17 protein-coding genes and 1 tRNA gene are annotated in these 16,562 nt (G+C 66.9%); 11 read left to right on the forward strand and 7 right to left on the reverse strand.

Features of this window, described 5'->3' with window-relative positions; translation table 11 throughout:
- The first annotated feature begins 110 nt into the window (after positions 1-110).
- The gene (locus tag BM228_RS20010; RefSeq protein WP_092043386.1) at positions 111-560 is read left to right on the forward strand and encodes a hypothetical protein; all 450 of its coding nucleotides are present in this window, start codon (positions 111-113) and stop codon (positions 558-560) included.
- A 22-nt stretch (positions 561-582) separates the two neighbouring features.
- Positions 583-822 (forward strand): hypothetical protein, encoded by a 240-nt coding sequence (locus BM228_RS20015; protein ID WP_092043388.1) that lies wholly within the window; start codon positions 583-585, stop codon positions 820-822.
- 205 nt (positions 823-1,027) lie between these two features.
- Here the strand turns inward: BM228_RS20015 and BM228_RS20020 are convergent, their stop codons facing one another.
- The gene (locus BM228_RS20020; RefSeq protein WP_092043390.1) at positions 1,028-2,254 is read right to left on the reverse strand and encodes a glycerophosphodiester phosphodiesterase family protein; all 1,227 of its coding nucleotides are present in this window, start codon (positions 2,252-2,254) and stop codon (positions 1,028-1,030) included.
- Positions 2,255-2,351: 97 nt separating this feature from the next.
- On the opposite strand from BM228_RS20020, the gene yddG reads away from it, so the two are divergent.
- Positions 2,352-3,266 carry an aromatic amino acid exporter YddG gene (gene yddG, locus BM228_RS20025; protein ID WP_092043391.1) on the forward strand — a complete coding sequence of 305 codons (915 nt, stop codon included), beginning with the start codon at positions 2,352-2,354 and terminating at the stop codon, positions 3,264-3,266.
- Positions 3,267-3,314: 48 nt separating this feature from the next.
- Positions 3,315-4,280: a 2-hydroxyacid dehydrogenase gene (locus tag BM228_RS20030; RefSeq protein ID WP_244537231.1), complete on the forward strand. Its 966-nt coding sequence runs from the start codon at positions 3,315-3,317 to the stop codon at positions 4,278-4,280.
- Between the two features lie 18 nt (positions 4,281-4,298).
- Here the strand turns inward: BM228_RS20030 and BM228_RS20035 are convergent, their stop codons facing one another.
- Complete coding sequence (locus BM228_RS20035; RefSeq protein ID WP_092043395.1) at positions 4,299-4,727, reverse strand: cupin domain-containing protein; 429 nt, start codon at positions 4,725-4,727, stop codon at positions 4,299-4,301.
- A gap of 78 nt (positions 4,728-4,805) precedes the next feature.
- On the opposite strand from BM228_RS20035, the gene BM228_RS20040 reads away from it, so the two are divergent.
- Positions 4,806-5,429 carry a ribonuclease D gene (locus tag BM228_RS20040; RefSeq protein ID WP_092043396.1) on the forward strand — a complete coding sequence of 208 codons (624 nt, stop codon included), beginning with the start codon at positions 4,806-4,808 and terminating at the stop codon, positions 5,427-5,429.
- Between the two features lie 153 nt (positions 5,430-5,582).
- On the opposite strand, the gene BM228_RS20045 is transcribed toward BM228_RS20040, so the two are convergent.
- Positions 5,583-6,221: a VOC family protein gene (locus BM228_RS20045; protein ID WP_092043398.1), complete on the reverse strand. Its 639-nt coding sequence runs from the start codon at positions 6,219-6,221 to the stop codon at positions 5,583-5,585.
- A 307-nt stretch (positions 6,222-6,528) separates the two neighbouring features.
- Between BM228_RS20045 and BM228_RS20050 the strand changes: the two genes are divergently transcribed.
- The gene (locus BM228_RS20050) at positions 6,529-7,449 is read left to right on the forward strand and encodes a class I SAM-dependent methyltransferase (RefSeq protein WP_092043400.1); all 921 of its coding nucleotides are present in this window, start codon (positions 6,529-6,531) and stop codon (positions 7,447-7,449) included.
- A 266-nt stretch (positions 7,450-7,715) separates the two neighbouring features.
- On the opposite strand, the gene glnA is transcribed toward BM228_RS20050, so the two are convergent.
- Positions 7,716-9,125, reverse strand: coding sequence for a type I glutamate--ammonia ligase (glnA, locus tag BM228_RS20055; protein WP_092043402.1), 1,410 nt, complete (start codon positions 9,123-9,125; stop codon positions 7,716-7,718).
- A gap of 339 nt (positions 9,126-9,464) precedes the next feature.
- On the opposite strand from glnA, the gene BM228_RS20060 reads away from it, so the two are divergent.
- A complete protein-coding gene (locus tag BM228_RS20060) occupies positions 9,465-10,499 on the forward strand; it encodes a glutamine synthetase beta-grasp domain-containing protein (protein ID WP_092043403.1) in 1,035 nt (344 codons plus the stop codon).
- Between the two features lie 72 nt (positions 10,500-10,571).
- Here the strand turns inward: BM228_RS20060 and BM228_RS20065 are convergent, their stop codons facing one another.
- On the reverse strand, positions 10,572-10,754 hold the full coding sequence (locus BM228_RS20065) for a DUF2735 domain-containing protein (RefSeq protein WP_244537232.1): 183 nt from the start codon (positions 10,752-10,754) through the stop codon (positions 10,572-10,574).
- Positions 10,755-10,950: 196 nt separating this feature from the next.
- Between BM228_RS20065 and BM228_RS33925 the strand changes: the two genes are divergently transcribed.
- Positions 10,951-11,133: a hypothetical protein gene (locus tag BM228_RS33925; RefSeq protein WP_139234133.1), complete on the forward strand. Its 183-nt coding sequence runs from the start codon at positions 10,951-10,953 to the stop codon at positions 11,131-11,133.
- Between the two features lie 35 nt (positions 11,134-11,168).
- On the opposite strand, the gene BM228_RS20070 is transcribed toward BM228_RS33925, so the two are convergent.
- Positions 11,169-11,507 carry a P-II family nitrogen regulator gene (locus BM228_RS20070; RefSeq protein WP_003600526.1) on the reverse strand — a complete coding sequence of 113 codons (339 nt, stop codon included), beginning with the start codon at positions 11,505-11,507 and terminating at the stop codon, positions 11,169-11,171.
- A gap of 194 nt (positions 11,508-11,701) precedes the next feature.
- On the opposite strand from BM228_RS20070, the gene BM228_RS20075 reads away from it, so the two are divergent.
- Positions 11,702-13,207, forward strand: coding sequence for an NAD(P)H-hydrate dehydratase (locus tag BM228_RS20075; protein WP_208612065.1), 1,506 nt, complete (start codon positions 11,702-11,704; stop codon positions 13,205-13,207).
- On the opposite strand, the gene BM228_RS20080 is transcribed toward BM228_RS20075, so the two are convergent.
- Positions 13,200-14,711, reverse strand: coding sequence for a multicopper oxidase family protein (locus tag BM228_RS20080; protein ID WP_092043405.1), 1,512 nt, complete (start codon positions 14,709-14,711; stop codon positions 13,200-13,202). The genes BM228_RS20075 and BM228_RS20080 overlap by 8 nt on opposite strands.
- Before the next feature lie 160 nt (positions 14,712-14,871).
- Between BM228_RS20080 and BM228_RS20085 the strand changes: the two genes are divergently transcribed.
- Positions 14,872-14,956, forward strand: a tRNA-Leu gene (locus tag BM228_RS20085).
- Positions 14,957-15,097: 141 nt separating this feature from the next.
- Complete coding sequence (tig, locus tag BM228_RS20090; RefSeq protein WP_092043406.1) at positions 15,098-16,495, forward strand: trigger factor; 1,398 nt, start codon at positions 15,098-15,100, stop codon at positions 16,493-16,495.
- Positions 16,496-16,562 lie beyond the last annotated feature (67 nt).

The raw sequence follows: 16,562 nt of genomic DNA on the forward strand, positions 1-16,562 counted from the left end.
GCGAAATCGCACAGGTGTTCCGACACACGAACAATTTGAGCGGACCGGGATAGCTCTCGTTTCAGCCGGACGTGGTTGATCACGCCCGCACAAACGAGGGCCCCAATAAGATGAACAATACATTCACCACGCGCCGGACCGGTGAAACTCTTGCCACCGACCGGACCGCCAAGGCGCGTGGTTTCTCGATGCTCGCCAAGCTCGGTCTCGCCGCGTCCTGCGCCCTGGGCCTCGCCGCCTGCGTCACCCCGCAGGAGCGGCACGCCATGGATGGGAACCAGTGCTACGCGTTCGGCTTCGAGCCTGGCACCGACGCCTTCGCGCAATGCATGATGGACCTCCATCAGCAGCGCGCGCTCACCCAGGCCAACCGGGATCTCTACTGGCAGTCGCACTACGCCGAGCAGGCCCGCCGGCGCGAGGCCCAGCAGGACCTCTTCAAGCAGATCAGCCTGCAGCGCAGTGGCGACCCCCGCTTCCCCGTCTGCGGCGCCTCCTCTGACGGCGGCATGGACCGCCGGACCATGACCTGGTTCGGCCCCAACTGCCGCGCCCGCTGATCCGGATCGAGAGGAAGCCCCGATGTCCGATGTCATCACTCGCGGCCCGCAGAATCCGAGCCGGCTCATCTTCGTCACCACCGCCCTGGTCGGCGCCGCGACCGGATTCGCGACCGGCAACTTCGGGTTGTTCTGCCTGGCCGTTCTCGGCTGCGCGACCCTGTTGTGCGCGAGCTACGCGCTGGTCCGGCGCCGGTTCGGTTGGGCGCCCCTGAAGGTCGACGATCTCTTCGAATTACTGCGGCTGCTGTCGCCGCACTGAAAAGCCGCTTCGAAGTCTGCGCGAAGGCAAACGGACAAGCCCGTCGCATTTCTTCGAAGTCTGGCCGGACCCATTCCCCGCACCCGTCGCAGTTTCTACGCCTCCGAGGCCGCCATGACGCTCGCCCTGATCATCGCCTGCATCCTCTTGGTCAACTTTTTGATGGCCGGCCTGTTCTCGCTGGTCGCCCTCTGGGCCGACTGAGCTACGGCGCGCCGACGCAATTGGCGTAAAAGGTCGTGGTCGCCGGCCAGTCCGAGAACACGCCGAGCACGCCGACCTGCCCGTGCAGCACGTCGAGCAGCCGGAGGATGTCGCCATCCCCGCTCACCACTGGTTTGATCGACTGGTAGTAGTATCCGCCGCCGTCCTTCAGCGGCCCCGAGCGCTCCAGCGACCAGGCGATCAGGCCGAGCCCGGCCGTCTTGGCCTCCCTGGCATAGGTCGAGGGCTCGATGGCGCCGTCGGGACCGGGGCGGACCAGCATCCACAGGGGCGGCGCCAGGATCTTCACGCCCTTGGCGGCGAGCTCGGCCATGCCGGGCTTCCAGGTCTCGGGCTTCTCCGGATCGAAGCCCTTCGTGGTCTCGTCCCGGTCGTCGAGGAAGATCGCCTGGCGGCCGAAATCCGGGTCCTTCTCCAGCCAGTACAGGATGTCCCGGAGCTGGAAGCTCTGCGGATAGACGTCTGAGGCCGGGATCCCGGCCTGTTTGTACTCGTCGATCAGCTGTTGGGCGTATTGGTCCTGGGTGTAGCTGCCCTCGAACGGCATCGGGACCTGGGGCGCCTTCAGCTCCGGGGTGAATTTCCGCCCCATCGCCTTCACCAGGGCGATGTACTCCTTGTGGGACATCAGCGTGCCGGTGGTGGCGTAGAGGTCGGTGCGCCAGTGCGGCGTCGCGTTCATGTAGGCGGCGACATTGGTGGCATCCGGGTCGGCCGCATCCATCTTGCCGTTCAGCGACTTGAACTCGGCCAAGGTCAGGTCGCTGGTGCAACATTTGGCCGAGGCCTTGCGGCCGGTGGCCGGGTCGGCCGGCTCGAACCCCTTGGTGCACTTGGCCGCGAGGCTCGGCCGGGCCAGGATGTCGGTGGTGGTGTGCAGGTCGCACTGGCTGTGCCGGCAGACCAGCTGACGGTCTTTGGTGAAGGCGACATCGCACTCGATGATCCCGGCGCCCATCCGGTAGGCGGCGAGCAGCCCCTCCTTTGTATGTTCCGGGAACATCAGCGGCGCGCCCCGGTGCGAGATCGAGAAGGTTCTGGGCGTGTAGGGCCGGTCGATCCCGCAGGCGGCCAGGTGCTCCTTCAACGGCCCGGGTTTCAGCTGATCGACCAGGTAGAATGGCCGCGGCCCGAGCTGCACGCCCTCGCCGGCGAGCGCCGACCCTCCCGCCAGCATCAGCCCAAGAACGGTCAGGATCGCGCGCATCGACAGGTCTCCCGGTTCGCAGCGCCCCTAGAGCGCGACCGTGACAGGGCCGTGAACCCGCCTCGCCGACTCACGGCGTGCATGATAGCTGCGATCCATGAGCCAATCAGCGTCATCTGCGGGCCGCGACACGGCGCGCTCGGCCGCCACCCTGGCGGGGTTCGGGGCGATCCTGCTGTGGTCGCTGCTCGCCCTGTTCACCGCCGCCTCCGGGACGGTGCCGCCGTTCCAGCTCGCCGCCATGACGTTCGGGATCGGTGGCCTGTGCGGCTGCGCCACCTGGATCGCCCGGCCGGCTCGCGCCCGGGCGCTGCTCCAGCCCTGGCCGGTCTGGCTGCTCGGAGTCGGCGGTCTGTTCGGCTATCACGCCCTGTATTTCAGCGCCCTGCGATTGGCGCCGCCGGCCGAGGCCGGGCTGATCAGCTATCTCTGGCCGCTGTTGATCGTCCTGTTCTCCGCCCGGCTGCCGGGCTCGGGCGGGTTGCGCGCCGGCCATCTCACCGGGGCGGCTCTGGGGCTCGCCGGCGTCGCCGCCCTGTTCGTCGGCCGGGGCGAGCTCGGCTTCACCGCAGGCGCGCTCCCCGGCTACGCGGCTTCCCTGGCGGCGGCCTTCGTGTGGGCCGGCTATTCGGTGCTCTCGGCCCGGGTCGGCCAGGTCCCGACCGACGCGGTCGCGGGGTTCTGCCTGGTCACGGCGGTGCTGAGCCTGGCCTGTCACTTGGCCTTCGAGACGACGATCTGGCCCGCCGATGCCATGCAATGGGGCGCGGTGCTGCTCCTCGGGATCGGGCCGGTCGGGGGCGCCTTTTATCTCTGGGATATCGGCTGCAAGCGCGGCGATGTCCGCCTGCTCGGCGTCACCGCCTATGCGGCGCCGGTGCTATCGACACTGATCTTGGTGGCGACCGGCTATGCCAGCCCCGGTCCGGCGCTCGCGCTGGCCTGCCTGCTGATCGTTGCCGGCGCGCTGACCGCAGTACGAGCCTCACGGGCGGCTCCGAAGCCGGTTTGATATGGCATTGGGGATCGACCCAAGCTCATCGTGGAAAAAGGTATGCCGATGGATGATCCGTCACGGTCGGAGCGGCCGGACCTGCTGCTCGCGGTCGATCTCGCGCCGTCCGCGCTCGATCAGCTCGGTGCGCTTTGCACACTCCATCAGGCCGTTACGCCGGAGGCGCGCGTCGCGCTGGCCGAGCGGATCGGTGGCCGCATCCGGGCCATCGTGACGAACGGCACCACGGCAATCCCGGCTTCCTTGATCGCAGCGCTGCCGAATCTCGGGATCATCTGCGCCCAGGGCGCGGGCTACGAGGGCGTCGATTGCGAGGCGGCGCGTGCGCGCGGGATCGTCATCACCCATGGCCCCGGGGTGAATGCCGATTGCGTGGCGGACCACGCCCTCGCCCTGCTCCTGGCGGCGCTGCGCGACGTGCCGCGCTTCGATGCGGCCGTGCGGGCCGGACAGTGGCGCGAAGGCGGGACCGCGCGGCCGAGCGCCTATGGCAAGCGCGTCGGGATCCTAGGGCTCGGCGGGATCGGCCGCCGCATCGCCAAACGGTGCGCCGGGTTCGATATGGAGATCCGCTATCACAATCGCCGGGCGGTGCCGGACATGGCGTGGGCCTACATGCCGAGCGTCGAAGAACTCTGCGCCTGGGCGGATTTTTTGTTCGTGGCCCTGCCCGGCGGCGCCGCGACCCGCCACAGCGTCGGCCGCGCGGCCCTCGCGGCGCTCGGGCCGGAGGGTTTCCTCGTCAATGTCGGGCGCGGAACCGTCGTGGATACCGCAGCCCTGGTGGATGCCCTGAGCACCGGCGGGCTCGCGGGCGCCGCCCTCGACGTGATCGAGGGTGAGCCCGACGTGCCCGCCGCGTTGCGGGAGCTCCCGAATGTCGTGCTCACGCCGCACATTGCCGGGCGCTCGCCGGAAGCGATGGCCGCGGCGATCGAGCAGGTCCTCGGCAATCTCACCGCCTTCTTCGCCGGCAAGCCCGTCCTGTCGCCGATTCCCGCGCCGACCTGATCGAGCGGACGGCGGGCATTACCCCCGCGGCATCGGTCGCCAGTCGGGCGGTGCCATCTCAAATCCGGAAAACTCGAAGCCCGGCGAGACCGTGCAGCCGACCAGCGTCCAGGCGCCGAGGCTGGTGGCGGTCTGCCAATGGCCGGCCGGGACCACGCATTGCGGACGCTGGCCGGCGGCGAGGTCCGGCCCGAGATGCTGGGCGGTGGCGTCGTGCCCGTTCGGGCTGGTGGTGATCACCAGCGGCGCGCCGGCATGCCAGTGCCAGATTTCGGTGGCGTCGACCCGGTGCCAGGCCGAGGCCTCGCCGATGTCGAGCAGAAAATAGATCGCGGTGCCGACCGAGCGGCCGTCGACGGTGCGGGGATCGCGGAACGTCTCGCGGTAATGCCCGCCCTCCGGATGGGGCTTTAGCCCCAGGGTCGCGATCACCTCGGCTGCCGTCATGGTCTCGCTTCTCCGTCGTTCGCTTGCCGCCACTCGGCGTCGATGGTACCGGCCAAATCGTTCGAAGGTCCCAAAAAAATGCCGAGCCCGATTGTACGCCTCCACCGCGGCGACCTGCCCGCCGATTACGATGCGGGCCGGGCGGTGGCCATCGACACCGAGACGCTCGGCCTCAACCCGCACCGGGACCGGCTCTGCGTGGTGCAGATCTCCACCGGCGACGGCACGGCCGACGTGGTCCAGATCCCCCAGGACGGCCCGGAGCCGGTCGTGCTGAAGCGCGTTCTGGCCGATCCCGACGTGCTCAAAATCTTCCACTTCGCCCGGTTCGATGTGGCGGTGCTGTTCAAGGCGTTCAGGGTGATGCCGGGACCGGTTTACTGCACCAAGATCGCCTCGAAGCTCGCCCGCACCTACACCGACCGTCACGGGCTCAAGGACGTGGTCCGTGAGCTCGTCGGCGTCGATCTGTCGAAGCAGCAGCAATCCTCCGACTGGGGCGCCGACACCCTGACGCAGGCGCAGCAGGATTACGCGGCCTCCGACGTGCTCTATCTCCACGTCGCCCGGGAGCGGCTCGATGCCATGCTGGCCCGGGAGGGCCGCACCGATCTCGCCGCCGCCTGCTTCGCCTTCCTGCCCACCCGCGCCCGGCTTGACCTCGACGGCTGGCCCGAGACCGACATCTTCGCGCATACGTGAGCGATGGCGCGGGATTCCTGTGCAGGGTGAGACGTTTCGGCAACCGCGGGGCGATGGACCCCTGCTAGGTTGCGACCGCCGAGGCTCGCGAGTCCCGGCCAGGCCCTCCTCGCCGGTCACCCACCCGATCAGGCCGGCAAGGAGGGCCCGTCCTCAGGTCAGAATGCGTGGGCCGGAGGGCGTCGCGATCCGGGCGGTGTGGCGCGGGGCCGGGCCGGGCTCGACCTGCGGCGGGTCGGTCAGGCCGAGGCCGGCGTAGAGCGCGGCCACCGCTTCCGGCTCGGGATGGGTCAGCCAGAAATCATCGAGCCGCGCCCCGAAATCCGGCATCGTCCCGGCCGGGTGCGGGCGGTCGCCCCAATCCATCACGTAGGGCGCCGCGCCGTCCGCCGGCCAGGCCCCGTCCGGGCGCAGGCCGAAGCGCCACGACAGCGCGCCCCGGGTCATCGTCACCGCCGCGCCGAGCAGGTCGGGATGGGCGGCGAGCAGGGTGTCGAGATCGTCGGTGCGGGCGACGAAGCCGCGCAGCCGCCGGCCGGCCTCCCAATCCGTCCGCACCCGCGCCGCATCGCCGAGGCCGAACCAGCGAGGGCGCGCCGGCGGCGCTGCCTCGGGATCGACGGCGATCACTTCGAGGAACGTGGACGCGCCGAGGCGGAGCAGGTGGTTGCGGGTGCCCATCTCCGGATGGCGGCCGCCCTCCGGCATGTCGAGGCCGAGGCAGGCCCGGACATGGGCCACGCCCTCCGCGAGATCGGGGGCCACGACGACGAGGTGGTCGAGGGTGAGCATAAGGATTTCCCCAAAGCTGCTTGAGGGCTGTGTGTCCGACCTCAATTCTGCGCGGGGAGTCGTATTGCACGAGTTCGATCAGGTCCGGGGTCATATCGAAGTGCAGCATTGCATTCATCGTCAGTCCGCTGAGCGCGTCGAGCCGGGCGTCCGTTGAGCGCATCTCTCATGCAGAAGTGTGCACTGTGCCAAGGATCGAGCGTGTCTGGTGCAAAAGGTTGCGTCTGTGTATGATCACAGCTCGGCAGAAGCATTTAGCATGGAATGTAGGGTGCATTCCTGATCTAGCATCTTGGAACGACGTAAAATGTCGATTGGTGTTTCGGTTCAATCGAATCGGTTGCCGCTGAAGATCTGGTCTGATCTCACTGTACCTGCATTTGCAGACATAAACGGATTGATTTCAGGGGTATATGAGCGATGGAAATTATATTCATCTCAGGATATTGATCGCGGCATTTCTGAACACGACGATATGCGACATGAATCTGATGGCACGCTCGAGGAATATCTTAGGGTTGGCGTCTCGGCGGTGAAAATCGTCACCGAAGCCATGTTGTTGGCCGGTCGATGTGAGTTCGATTCGGTGCTTGATCTCCCATGTGGAGGTGGGCGGGTCACGAGGCATCTGCGGGCCTTCTTCCCTGAGAGCAAACTGTTTGTCGCAGATATTGATAAAAATAAGGAAATATTTGCTGTTAATCAATTCAATGCCGAGCCGTTTCCCTTCCATAAAGATTACCTTGGCAGGTCTGAGCTTAAGGTCGATCTTTTGTTCTCCGGCTCTCTACTGACCCATTTCGACTTGCCGATGTTTGACCGAGCGCTACATTATTTCGTGGAGGCATTGAATCCTGGCGGACTTGCAATATTGACGCTCCACGGTCGAAACTGCGCCAGTCATGCTTTGGCCCAGCACAGTCGAATCATCGATTTGTTTGCTAAACGCCGCATGGTTGATAGGCTAAAGCAGATGCTTTTTAGGATCAAATATAAAACAAATATTGACCCAAGCGTAGCATTAAACAAGCACCTTATGCGCCGCGGATTTGGATACTACGCATGCCCGATGTGGACGGCAATGTATGGTCAGAGCTATGGCGGATCGTTTACGGCGCCGTCCTGGGTAATCAACAGAATTGAGTCTAGGTCTGACTGTAGAATTCTGGGATATAAAGAAATGAGTTTCGCAAATTACCAAGACGTAGTAATCGTTCAGAAAATCTAAAACTCTTAAACAGGGACCGCGGTGCTCTGACTGCGTTGAGCCCGGGCCCTCTCGGTGGACCGGCTGGTCTTCTGCGCTTTTCTGAAACGATATGCGGAGCTCGCTCCATCAAAAGCCGCAGGGGCAACTGCTCCTGACCACCGCATAGGATTTCTTCGGGTCTCCAACTCAAGCGGAGCAAATCCCGGTTCGCCGAAGCCTTTTCAAGGCTTCGGCGTCTCTAAATTTTCGAGGGGGCCGGGCTCCACGCCCGGGCCCCTCTCACATCACAGCGAGTAGTACTGCACGAACTCGATCGGGTGCGGGGTCATCTCGTAGCGCAGCACTTCGGTCATCTTCAGCTCGATGAACGAGTCGATCTGGTCGTCCGTGAACACGCCGCCTTCCTTGAGGAAGGTCCGGTCCTTGTCGAGGCTGGTGAGCGCCTCGCGAAGCGAACCGCACACGGTCGGGATCTTCTTCAGCTCCCGGGGCGGCAGCTCGTAGAGGTCCTTGTCCATGGCCGGACCCGGATCGATCTTGTTGCGGATGCCGTCGAGGCCGGCCATCAGCAGGGCCGAGAAGGCCAGGTACGGGTTGGCCATCGGGTCGGGGAAGCGGACCTCGACGCGCTTGGCGTTCGGGCTCTTGGTCCACGGGATCCGGCAGGAGGCCGAGCGGTTGCGCGCCGAGTAGGCGAGCAGCACCGGCGCCTCGTAGCCCGGCACCAAGCGCTTGTAGGAATTGGTCGACGGGTTGGTGAAGGCGTTGAGCGCCTTGGCGTGCCGGATGATGCCGCCGATGTACCAGAGGCATTCCTGGCTGAGGCCGGCATACTTGTCGCCGGCGAAGACCGGCTTGCCGTCCTTCCAGATCGACTGGTGGACGTGCATGCCCGAGCCGTTATCGCCGTAGACGGGCTTGGGCATGAAGGTTGCCGACTTGCCGTAGCTCTGGGCGACGTTGTGGATGCAGTACTTATAGATCTGCATGTGGTCGGCGAGCTTGGTCAGCACGTCGAACTTCATGCCGAGCTCGTGCTGGGCCGAAGCCACCTCGTGGTGGTGCTTCTCGACCTTCACGCCCATGGACTGCATCGCGGCCAGCATCTCGCCGCGCATGTCCTGGGCCGAATCCTGCGGCGGGACCGGGAAGTAGCCGCCCTTGGTCTGGACCCGGTGGCCGAGGTTGCCGCCCTCGTAATCGGTGAAGCCGTTGGTCGGCAACTCGGTCGAATCGAGCTCGAAGCCGGTGCGGTAGGGGTCGGCGGCGAACTTCACGTCGTCGAACACGAAGAACTCGGCCTCGGGGCCGACATAGATCGTGTCGCCGATCCCGGTCTGCTGCAGGTAGGCCTCGGCGCGCTTGGCGGTGCCGCGGGGATCGCGGGAATAGGGCTCGCCGGTGGCCGGCTCGAGCACGTCGCAGACGATCGACAGGGTCGCGGCGGAGAAGAACGGGTCGAGGCAGGCGGTGGAGGGGTCCGGCATCAGCAGCATGTCGGACTCGTTGATCGCCTTCCAGCCGGCGATCGAGGAGCCGTCGAACATCGTGCCCTCGGCGAAGATCTCGTCGTCGATGAGCGACACGTCGAACGTCACGTGCTGCCACTTGCCGCGCGGGTCTGTGAACCGGAAGTCCACGTAGCGTACGTCGTTGTCCCGGATATTCTTCAGAACGTCGGCCGCAGTCGTCATCGTGGGCATCCTCCAGGAAGTTCGTCGGGGATTCTCGCGCGGGGCGTCCACCTTGGGGCGGGCCGCACCGGCCGCGCCGCTTGATATCCGCCGCGAGGCCGCCTTGCCACCCGCGGACCGGCGGAATCGCGTGCGCTACGGGACGTTTGGGCGACAATGGCAGTCGCTCTCGATTCCGTGATCGTCGTAGAACGAGAATCTCCCCCAGTCGCCGGCGGGCGAAGACAGTTCTGGCATGCTCCATGCAAAGGCGGCAGCGGCCGTCGAGACGGCGGCAAGCCGTTCGCGTCGCCCGGGAATTGACCAGGTCGCGCATCGACAACGGACGAGAGAACCGGAATGACGAAATATAAGCTCGAGTATATATGGCTCGACGGGTATACGCCGGTCCCGAATCTGCGCGGTAAAACGCAGATCAAGGAATTCGACAGCTTCCCGACGCTCGACCAGCTCCCGATGTGGGGCTTCGACGGCTCGTCCACGAAGCAGGCCGAGGGCGGCAGCTCCGACTGCATGCTCAAGCCCGTGCGCCACTTCCCCGACCCGGCCCGCAAGAACGGCGTCCTGGTCCTGTGCGAAGTGATGATGCCGGACGGCAAGACCCCGCACGAGTCCAACAAGCGCGCCACCATCCTGGACGATGCCGGCGCCTGGTTCGGCTTCGAGCAGGAGTACTTCCTGTACAAGGACGGCCGCCCGCTTGGCTTCCCGGCCAGCGGCTTCCCGGCCCCGCAGGGCCCGTACTACACCGGCGTCGGCTATTCGAATGTCGGCGACGTCGCCCGCAAGATCGTCGAGGAGCATCTCGACCTCTGCCTCGACGCCGGCATCAACCACGAGGGCATCAACGCCGAGGTGGCCAAGGGCCAGTGGGAATTCCAGATCTTCGGCAAGGGCTCCAAGAAGGCCGCCGACGAGATGTGGATGGCCCGCTACCTGCTGCAGCGCCTATGCGAGTCCTACGGCATCGACGTCGAGTACCATTGCAAGCCGCTCGGCGACACCGACTGGAACGGCTCGGGTATGCACTGCAACTTCTCGACCGCGTTCCTGCGTGAGCACGGCGGCAAGGATTATTTCGAGAGGCTCATGGAGGCGTTCAAGAACGCCCGCGAGGACCACATCGCCGTCTACGGCCCGGACAACCACATGCGGCTGACCGGCAAGCACGAGACCGCGTCGATCCACGAGTTCTCGTACGGCGTGGCCGACCGCGGCGCCTCGATCCGCGTGCCCCACTCCTTCGTCAACAACGGCTACAAGGGGTATCTGGAGGATCGCCGCCCGAACTCGCAAGGCGACCCCTACCAGATCGCCTCGCAGGTGCTGAAGACGATCTCTTCGGTGCCGACCGAGGCCGCTGTCGCCGCCTGAGGCGGATCGGGAGCCTTTGGCTCCCGCCATCGATCACCGGAGCCGGGCCCGCGTGCCCGGCTTCTTCGCGTTTCAGGTCCGGCGCGGGCGATCGTCGTCGCGGATCGCCGCCTCGTGGTACCAGGCACCGCCGCCGATGCTCGGCACGGGCGCGGGCTTGATCGTCTCGATCGCCCGCGGCGTCAGCCGGGTGCGCCGGAACGCCGACAACTCGTAGATCTTGGCGGTCTCACGCCCGTCCGTACCGGCCATCATAAGGTCCTCCTGCGTGGGTCCAAGCGGCCGATCCGGCCGTCCGTTCCCGAGGATGTGGTGTTGCCGGCGCAGCACTCCATGGCCCGACACGCAGATGCCAGACATTCGTGCAGCGTGAATTCTTAGGCAGATCGGGAAAAGCCGCGGCTTTCGGCGCGAGAATGCTGGTGGTTCTCGGGATAAAGTCCCACGATCTATGGGCGCAGAGATGCGCGGATCCTGGGTCGAAGCCAGCTTGATTGCGCGAATGCCATCAAATGAAGTGGCGCCGAATTCCATTCGCTTCGGGCGCGTCGTTGTGCGCATTGAAGCGACAGGCAGTTTCATCACGTTCAGGGAACGCGCGATGCCCTGGGTTGCTTCGCTGCGCTCGCAATGACGGAGAGGCCCGGAGATGTCCGAGCCCTAAAAAACTCAGATCGCGTCCGTTCCGGTCTCGCCGGTGCGGATCCGGATCGCTTCCTCGATGGTCGAGACGAAGATCTTGCCGTCGCCGATGCGGCCGGTCTGCGCCGACTTGCGGATCGCCTCCACGGCGCCCTCGACCAGCGCGTCCGACAAGACGATCTCGAGCTTCACCTTCGGGAGGAAGTCGACCACGTATTCGGCGCCCCGATACAGCTCGGTATGGCCCTTCTGACGGCCGAAACCCTTCGCCTCGATGACGGTGATGCCCTGGAGACCGACCTCCTGGAGCGCCTCCTTCACCTCGTCGAGCTTGAAAGGCTTGATGATCGCTTCGATCTTCTTCATGCCGCTCGGGCCTGCGCTACGCTGCCGGATATTTCTAACATCGTCGGTAAGACTCCGCCACGCCGTTTTCGCGACCGGCGCCACGTTAGTGCCCATTCGAAGCGCAGGCTACGCACATCCTTCGGGCTTTCGATGATTTTGTGGCGCTTTTTTAATCAGCGGTGTTCGGTGCACGGGCAGACGTGGAGATGAGCATGCGGGTGCTGACGGTCGCGGCGATGCGGCGGGTCGATGCGGCAGCCATCGACGGCGGGATACCGGGCATCCGCCTGATGGAGGCTGCGGGGACCGAGGTCGCCGAACGTGCCCAAGCCCGGTTGCCCAAGGGCGGGCGGGTTCTGGTCCTGTGCGGCCCCGGCAACAACGGTGGCGACGGGTTCGTGGTCGCCCGGCTTCTGGCGGAGCGCGGCTACACGGTCGAACTCCGCCTGCTCGGCGAGCGTGCAGCGCTCACGGGCGACGCCGCCCTGGCGGCCGAGGCCTGGACCGGGCCGGTGCAGCCGGCAGAGGCCGACGCGCTTCCGCCCTGCGACCTTGTCATCGATGCCCTGTTCGGCGCCGGCCTGTCGCGCGATCTCGATGGCGCCGCTCGCGCCCTGGTCGAATCCGTGAATGCAGGAGGCCGTCCGGTGCTCGCCGTCGACGTGCCGAGCGGCGTCGACGGCGATACCGGCGCCGTCCGCGGCGTTGCCATCAAGGCGGTGGAGACCGTGACCTTCGTGGCGTTCAAGCCGGGGCACCTGCTCCAGCCCGGCCGGAGCCTGTGCGGCCATCGCCATCTGGCCGATATCGGGACGGGCGAGGCGGCTCTGGAGGTCGGCCTCGCCGTGGCCACACCGTCGCTCTACCGGAACGGGCCGGAACTGTGGTCGAAAACCTTTCCCCGGCTCACCGGCGAGAGCCACAAATACACCCGCGGCCACGCGCTGGTCCTGTCGGGGCCGGCCACCAAGACCGGCGCGGCCCGGCTCGCCGCCCGGGGCGCCCTGCGGGTCGGAGCCGGGCTCGTCACCCTGGCCTCGCCCCAGGCGGCGCTTGCTGAGAACGCCGCCCAGCTCACCGCGATCATGCTGCGCCCCTGCGAGACGGCGGACGACCTCGACGACCTGCTCACCGACGAGCGCCTCAACGTCGTGCTGGCCGGCCCGGGCCTCGGCACCGGCGAGCCGACCCGCGAGCGCGTCGCGGTGGCGGCCGCCGCCGGCCGCAGTCTCGTCCTCGACGCCGATGCGCTGACGAGTTTCTCGGGCCAGGCGCCGCTGCTCGCCGCCCATCTGACGGATGGCGACGCGCAGGCGGTGCTAACGCCGCATGAGGGCGAGTTCGCGCGATTGTTCAAAGGGACGGAGGCCACCGCCGAGGGGGCCGACAAGGTCGCCCGCACCCGCGCCGCCGCCGCGCTCACCGGCGCCGTCGTGGTCCTGAAGGGCTCCGACACCGTGATCGCGAGCCCCGACGGGCGTGCGACGATCAACGACCACGGCAGCCCCTATCTCGGCACCGCCGGCTCGGGCGACGTGCTCGGCGGCCTGATCGCCGGGCTGCTGGCGCAGGGCATGCCGCCCTTCGAGGCAGCTGCGGCCGGCGTCTGGCTCCACGGTGATGCCGGCCTGCGCCACGGTCCGGGCCTGATCGCCGAGGACATTCCGGAGTTGATGCCCGTCGTCCTCGGGGATCTCGTGGAAGCCGGGCTTATGTGACCTCGAATAGCGTCCAGAGGCCGGTATCGAACCGCTCCAGCACCGTGGCGCTGATCAGCCAGCGCCCCGGATTGTCGGCCAGGAAGCCGATGCGGGCGGTCCGGCCCTCCAGCAGCTGGAACGTGTCGAGCCAGTAAGGCTCCCAGCCGTCGTCCAGGGGATGGAGCAGGCGGAAGCAGTGGCCGTGCAGGTGCAGGGCCTGCGGGAAGGCGGTCTCGTTGCGCAGGGCCAGGACCACCACCTGCCCGCGTTTCACCGTGAAGATCGGCGGGAGGCCCGTACCCGCGCTGGTGCCGTTCACCGACCAGATTTTCTGGGGGTCGCCCGTGTAGACCGGCTCCGGCGCCGGCTTGTCCTTTGGCGCGTCCTTTCCGGTATCCTTGGCGGCCTTCGGTACGAAGGCGCCGCCGGTGATCACCACGTCCCGCCGGAGGGCGTTCTGGAGCTTGATCTCGGCGGGCAGGCGCTTGTTCTCACCGATCGGGCCGATGGGCAGCCGCGTGTCGGTGATCTTGGCGCCCTTCGTGGTGACGGTGGCCAGCGTCAGGCCCTGGCCGACCAGCGCGATGATCGAGCAGGTGGCACCTTCCTGCTCGGGCAGGTCGACCATCAGGTCGTAACGGGTGCCCGGGGGGAACGGCAGGGTCGCGCGCAGGGGCTCGAACGTGTCGGTGGGCTGCCCGTCCACCGCGGCGACATAGACCTTCACGCCCTCGAACCGGAGCCGCGTGCCTCGGGCGTTGCAGGCATTGCCCAGGCGCAAACGCACCCGCGCGCCGGGACGCGCCTCGAACGTGTCCGGCACCGGCTTGCCGTTGACCGTCACGAGGTTACCAAGGCGCCCGTTGGTCGCGGCGAAGAGCGGCTGGCCGAACGGCATCAGGCTGGCATCGTCTTCGAGCCGCCAATCCTGCATCACCAGGCCGACATCGGCATCGACCAGCGGCGGGTTCACCTCCTCGACGATCAGCATGCCGGCCAGCCCCCGGCCGGACGGCTCGCTCGCCCCCCCGACCACGAGGGGGCGGATCAGGTAGGTCCCGGCATCCGGAGGCGTGAACTGATAGAGAAAGTCGGCACCCGGCTGGATTGACGCCTGGGTCACGCCGCCGACGCCGTCCATCGCGTTGACGTTGCGGACCCCGTGCCAGTGCAGCGAGAGCGGCTTGTCGGTGCGATTCTCGATCTTGAGCCGGACCGGCTGGCCGAGCTTGATCCGCACCAGCGGTGGCAGGGTCTTGCCGTCGAAGCACCAGATTGGCGTCTCGGCGGCGGGCTCGGGCCGCAGCCGGACTTTTCCGGGGGCCGCCGGTAGGGCGGGCGCCGAGACGGCTGCGTCCGGTGCTGCCGGGTTCGGAGCCGCCGGCGGCTTCTCGGAGGACGACCCCTGCGCCAAGCCCGTCTCAGGCATCAACCCGAACGCGGCCGCCGTGGCGAGCAGGGTCCGGCGCGACGGCGTGCCGGCGCGCGGATCGGTCGGCAACACGGGGCGGGATGGGGGCATGGGATCTCGATGGCGGCTCGCGAAAGGCCCCGGTAGATAGCCGCGTGCCCAGGCGCGCGCCACCGCCGGCACGGGAGGTTAAGTTTTTTGCTGCGAGCCGTGCGGCCCATGCTATAGGGCGCGCTTCCGGCGGCCGGCGACGCGCCGGGTGTCGGCACGCGCGGGCGTGGCGGAACTGGTAGACGCGCTGGATTTAGGTTCCAGTGTCGCAAGACGTGGGGGTTCGAGCCCCTCCGCCCGCACCAGGACGCTTCGAGATGGCGCGGCCCCGCTCGGGGCCGCCTCATCCCCGTATCCGACACCGTCGTTTCCCGGACCGCGCGACCAAGCCGCACGACGCCGGCCCGGCCGGCGACCACAAGGTTTTTTGAAGAGCGACGACGACGATGCAGGTGACCGAGATCAACGCCCAGGGTCTGAAGCGCGAGTTTCAGGTGCTGCTGGCCGCCCAGGAACTCGAGGAGCGCCTGACGACCGAGCTCTCCGGCATGAAGGACAAGGTCCAGCTGAAGGGCTTCCGCCCCGGCAAGGTCCCGGTCGCGCATCTGCGCAAGGTCTATGGCCGCTCGGTCATGGCCGAGGTGGTGCAGAACGCCGTCAACGAGGCGAACCGCAAGATCGTCAGCGACAATGGCCTCAAGCTGGCCCTGGAGCCGCAGGTCGAGTTCCCGACCGATCAGGCCGAGGTCGAGAAGGCCCTCGACGCCAAGGCCGACCTGGCCTTCAAGGTCGCCCTCGAGGTGATGCCGAGCTTCGAGCTGGCGGACCTCTCGGACGTCAGCCTCAAGAAGCTCGTGGCCAAGCCCGAGGACTCCGAGGTCGACGAGGCCCTGCAGCGCATGGCCGGCCAGAGCCGCCCGTTCACCGAGCGGGAAGAGGGCGCCGAAGCCCAGGACGGCGACCGCGTCACCATCGATTTCGTCGGCCGCATCGACGGCGAGGAATTCCAGGGCGGCAAGGGCGAGGGCATCGACCTGGAGCTCGGCTCCGGCTCGTTCATCCCGGGCTTCGAGGAGCAGCTCGTCGGCGCCAAGGTTGGCGAGAAGCGCGTCGTGAAGGCGACCTTCCCGGAGGCCTACGGCGCCGAGCAGCTCGCCGGCAAGGACGCCGAGTTCGACGTGACCGTCACCAAGATCCAGGCCCCGGGCGAGGCCAAGATCGACGACGAGTTCGCCAAGTCGCTCGGCATGGACTCCCTTGAGAAGCTGCGCGAGGCGATCGCCAAGGCGATCGGCGGCGACTTCGAGGCGGCTTCGCGTCGCAAGCTCAAGAAGGACCTCCTGGACGCGCTCGACGGCAAGTACGCCTTCGAGCTGCCGCCGACGCTCGTCGCGCAGGAATTCGCCAGCGTCTGGGCGCAGGTGGAGCAGGACCTCAAGGCCCGCGGCAAGAGCTTCGAGGACGAGGACACCACCGAAGAGAAGGCCCAGGCCGACTACCGGAAGATCGCCGAGCGGCGCGTACGGCTCGGACTCGTGCTTGCACAGGTCGGCGAGAGCGCCGATATCAAGGTTTCCGACGAGGAGGTGAACCAAGCCCTCATCGCTCGGGTCCGGCAGTTCCCGGGCCAGGAGCAGCAGGTGTGGGACTTCTACCGTAAGAACCCGCAGGCGCTCGCCGAGCTTCGGGCGCCGCTGTTCGAGGAGAAGGTGGTTGACCACGTCCTCGGTCAAGTCAAACTCGTCGAGGAGCCGGTCTCGAAAGAGACGCTTTTCGCCGATGAGGATGACGACGACACGACCGGCGAAAAGCCGGCAGACAAGGCCGAGGTTAAGGCCGACTGAGCCCCGCACTGTCCCAGGACGGCGGGCATAGGGTTAGGCGATGGTTAAGCATCGCCGGTGTTCGCTG

This window comes from Methylobacterium pseudosasicola (genome assembly GCF_900114535.1).
In the GTDB taxonomy this organism is placed as follows: Bacteria; Pseudomonadota; Alphaproteobacteria; order Rhizobiales; family Beijerinckiaceae; genus Methylobacterium; species Methylobacterium pseudosasicola.

Excerpts from the sequence above, each read along its gene's own strand:
- BM228_RS20010 (WP_092043386.1), top strand. The coding sequence starts at position 111 with ATGAACAATACATTCACCACGCGCCGGACCGGTGAAACTCTTGCCACC.
- BM228_RS20015 (WP_092043388.1), top strand. The coding sequence starts at position 583 with ATGTCCGATGTCATCACTCGCGGCCCGCAGAATCCGAGCCGGCTCATC.
- BM228_RS20020 (WP_092043390.1), bottom strand. The coding sequence starts at position 2,254 with ATGCGCGCGATCCTGACCGTTCTTGGGCTGATGCTGGCGGGAGGGTCG.
- yddG (WP_092043391.1), top strand. The coding sequence starts at position 2,352 with ATGAGCCAATCAGCGTCATCTGCGGGCCGCGACACGGCGCGCTCGGCC.
- BM228_RS20030 (WP_244537231.1), top strand. The coding sequence starts at position 3,315 with ATGGATGATCCGTCACGGTCGGAGCGGCCGGACCTGCTGCTCGCGGTC.
- BM228_RS20035 (WP_092043395.1), bottom strand. The coding sequence starts at position 4,727 with ATGACGGCAGCCGAGGTGATCGCGACCCTGGGGCTAAAGCCCCATCCG.
- BM228_RS20040 (WP_092043396.1), top strand. The coding sequence starts at position 4,806 with ATGCCGAGCCCGATTGTACGCCTCCACCGCGGCGACCTGCCCGCCGAT.
- BM228_RS20045 (WP_092043398.1), bottom strand. The coding sequence starts at position 6,221 with ATGCTCACCCTCGACCACCTCGTCGTCGTGGCCCCCGATCTCGCGGAG.
- BM228_RS20050 (WP_092043400.1), top strand. The coding sequence starts at position 6,529 with ATGTCGATTGGTGTTTCGGTTCAATCGAATCGGTTGCCGCTGAAGATC.
- glnA (WP_092043402.1), bottom strand. The coding sequence starts at position 9,125 with ATGACGACTGCGGCCGACGTTCTGAAGAATATCCGGGACAACGACGTA.
- BM228_RS20060 (WP_092043403.1), top strand. The coding sequence starts at position 9,465 with ATGACGAAATATAAGCTCGAGTATATATGGCTCGACGGGTATACGCCG.
- BM228_RS20065 (WP_244537232.1), bottom strand. The coding sequence starts at position 10,754 with ATGATGGCCGGTACGGACGGGCGTGAGACCGCCAAGATCTACGAGTTG.
- BM228_RS33925 (WP_139234133.1), top strand. The coding sequence starts at position 10,951 with ATGGGCGCAGAGATGCGCGGATCCTGGGTCGAAGCCAGCTTGATTGCG.
- BM228_RS20070 (WP_003600526.1), bottom strand. The coding sequence starts at position 11,507 with ATGAAGAAGATCGAAGCGATCATCAAGCCTTTCAAGCTCGACGAGGTG.
- BM228_RS20075 (WP_208612065.1), top strand. The coding sequence starts at position 11,702 with ATGCGGGTGCTGACGGTCGCGGCGATGCGGCGGGTCGATGCGGCAGCC.
- BM228_RS20080 (WP_092043405.1), bottom strand. The coding sequence starts at position 14,711 with ATGCCCCCATCCCGCCCCGTGTTGCCGACCGATCCGCGCGCCGGCACG.
- tig (WP_092043406.1), top strand. The coding sequence starts at position 15,098 with ATGCAGGTGACCGAGATCAACGCCCAGGGTCTGAAGCGCGAGTTTCAG.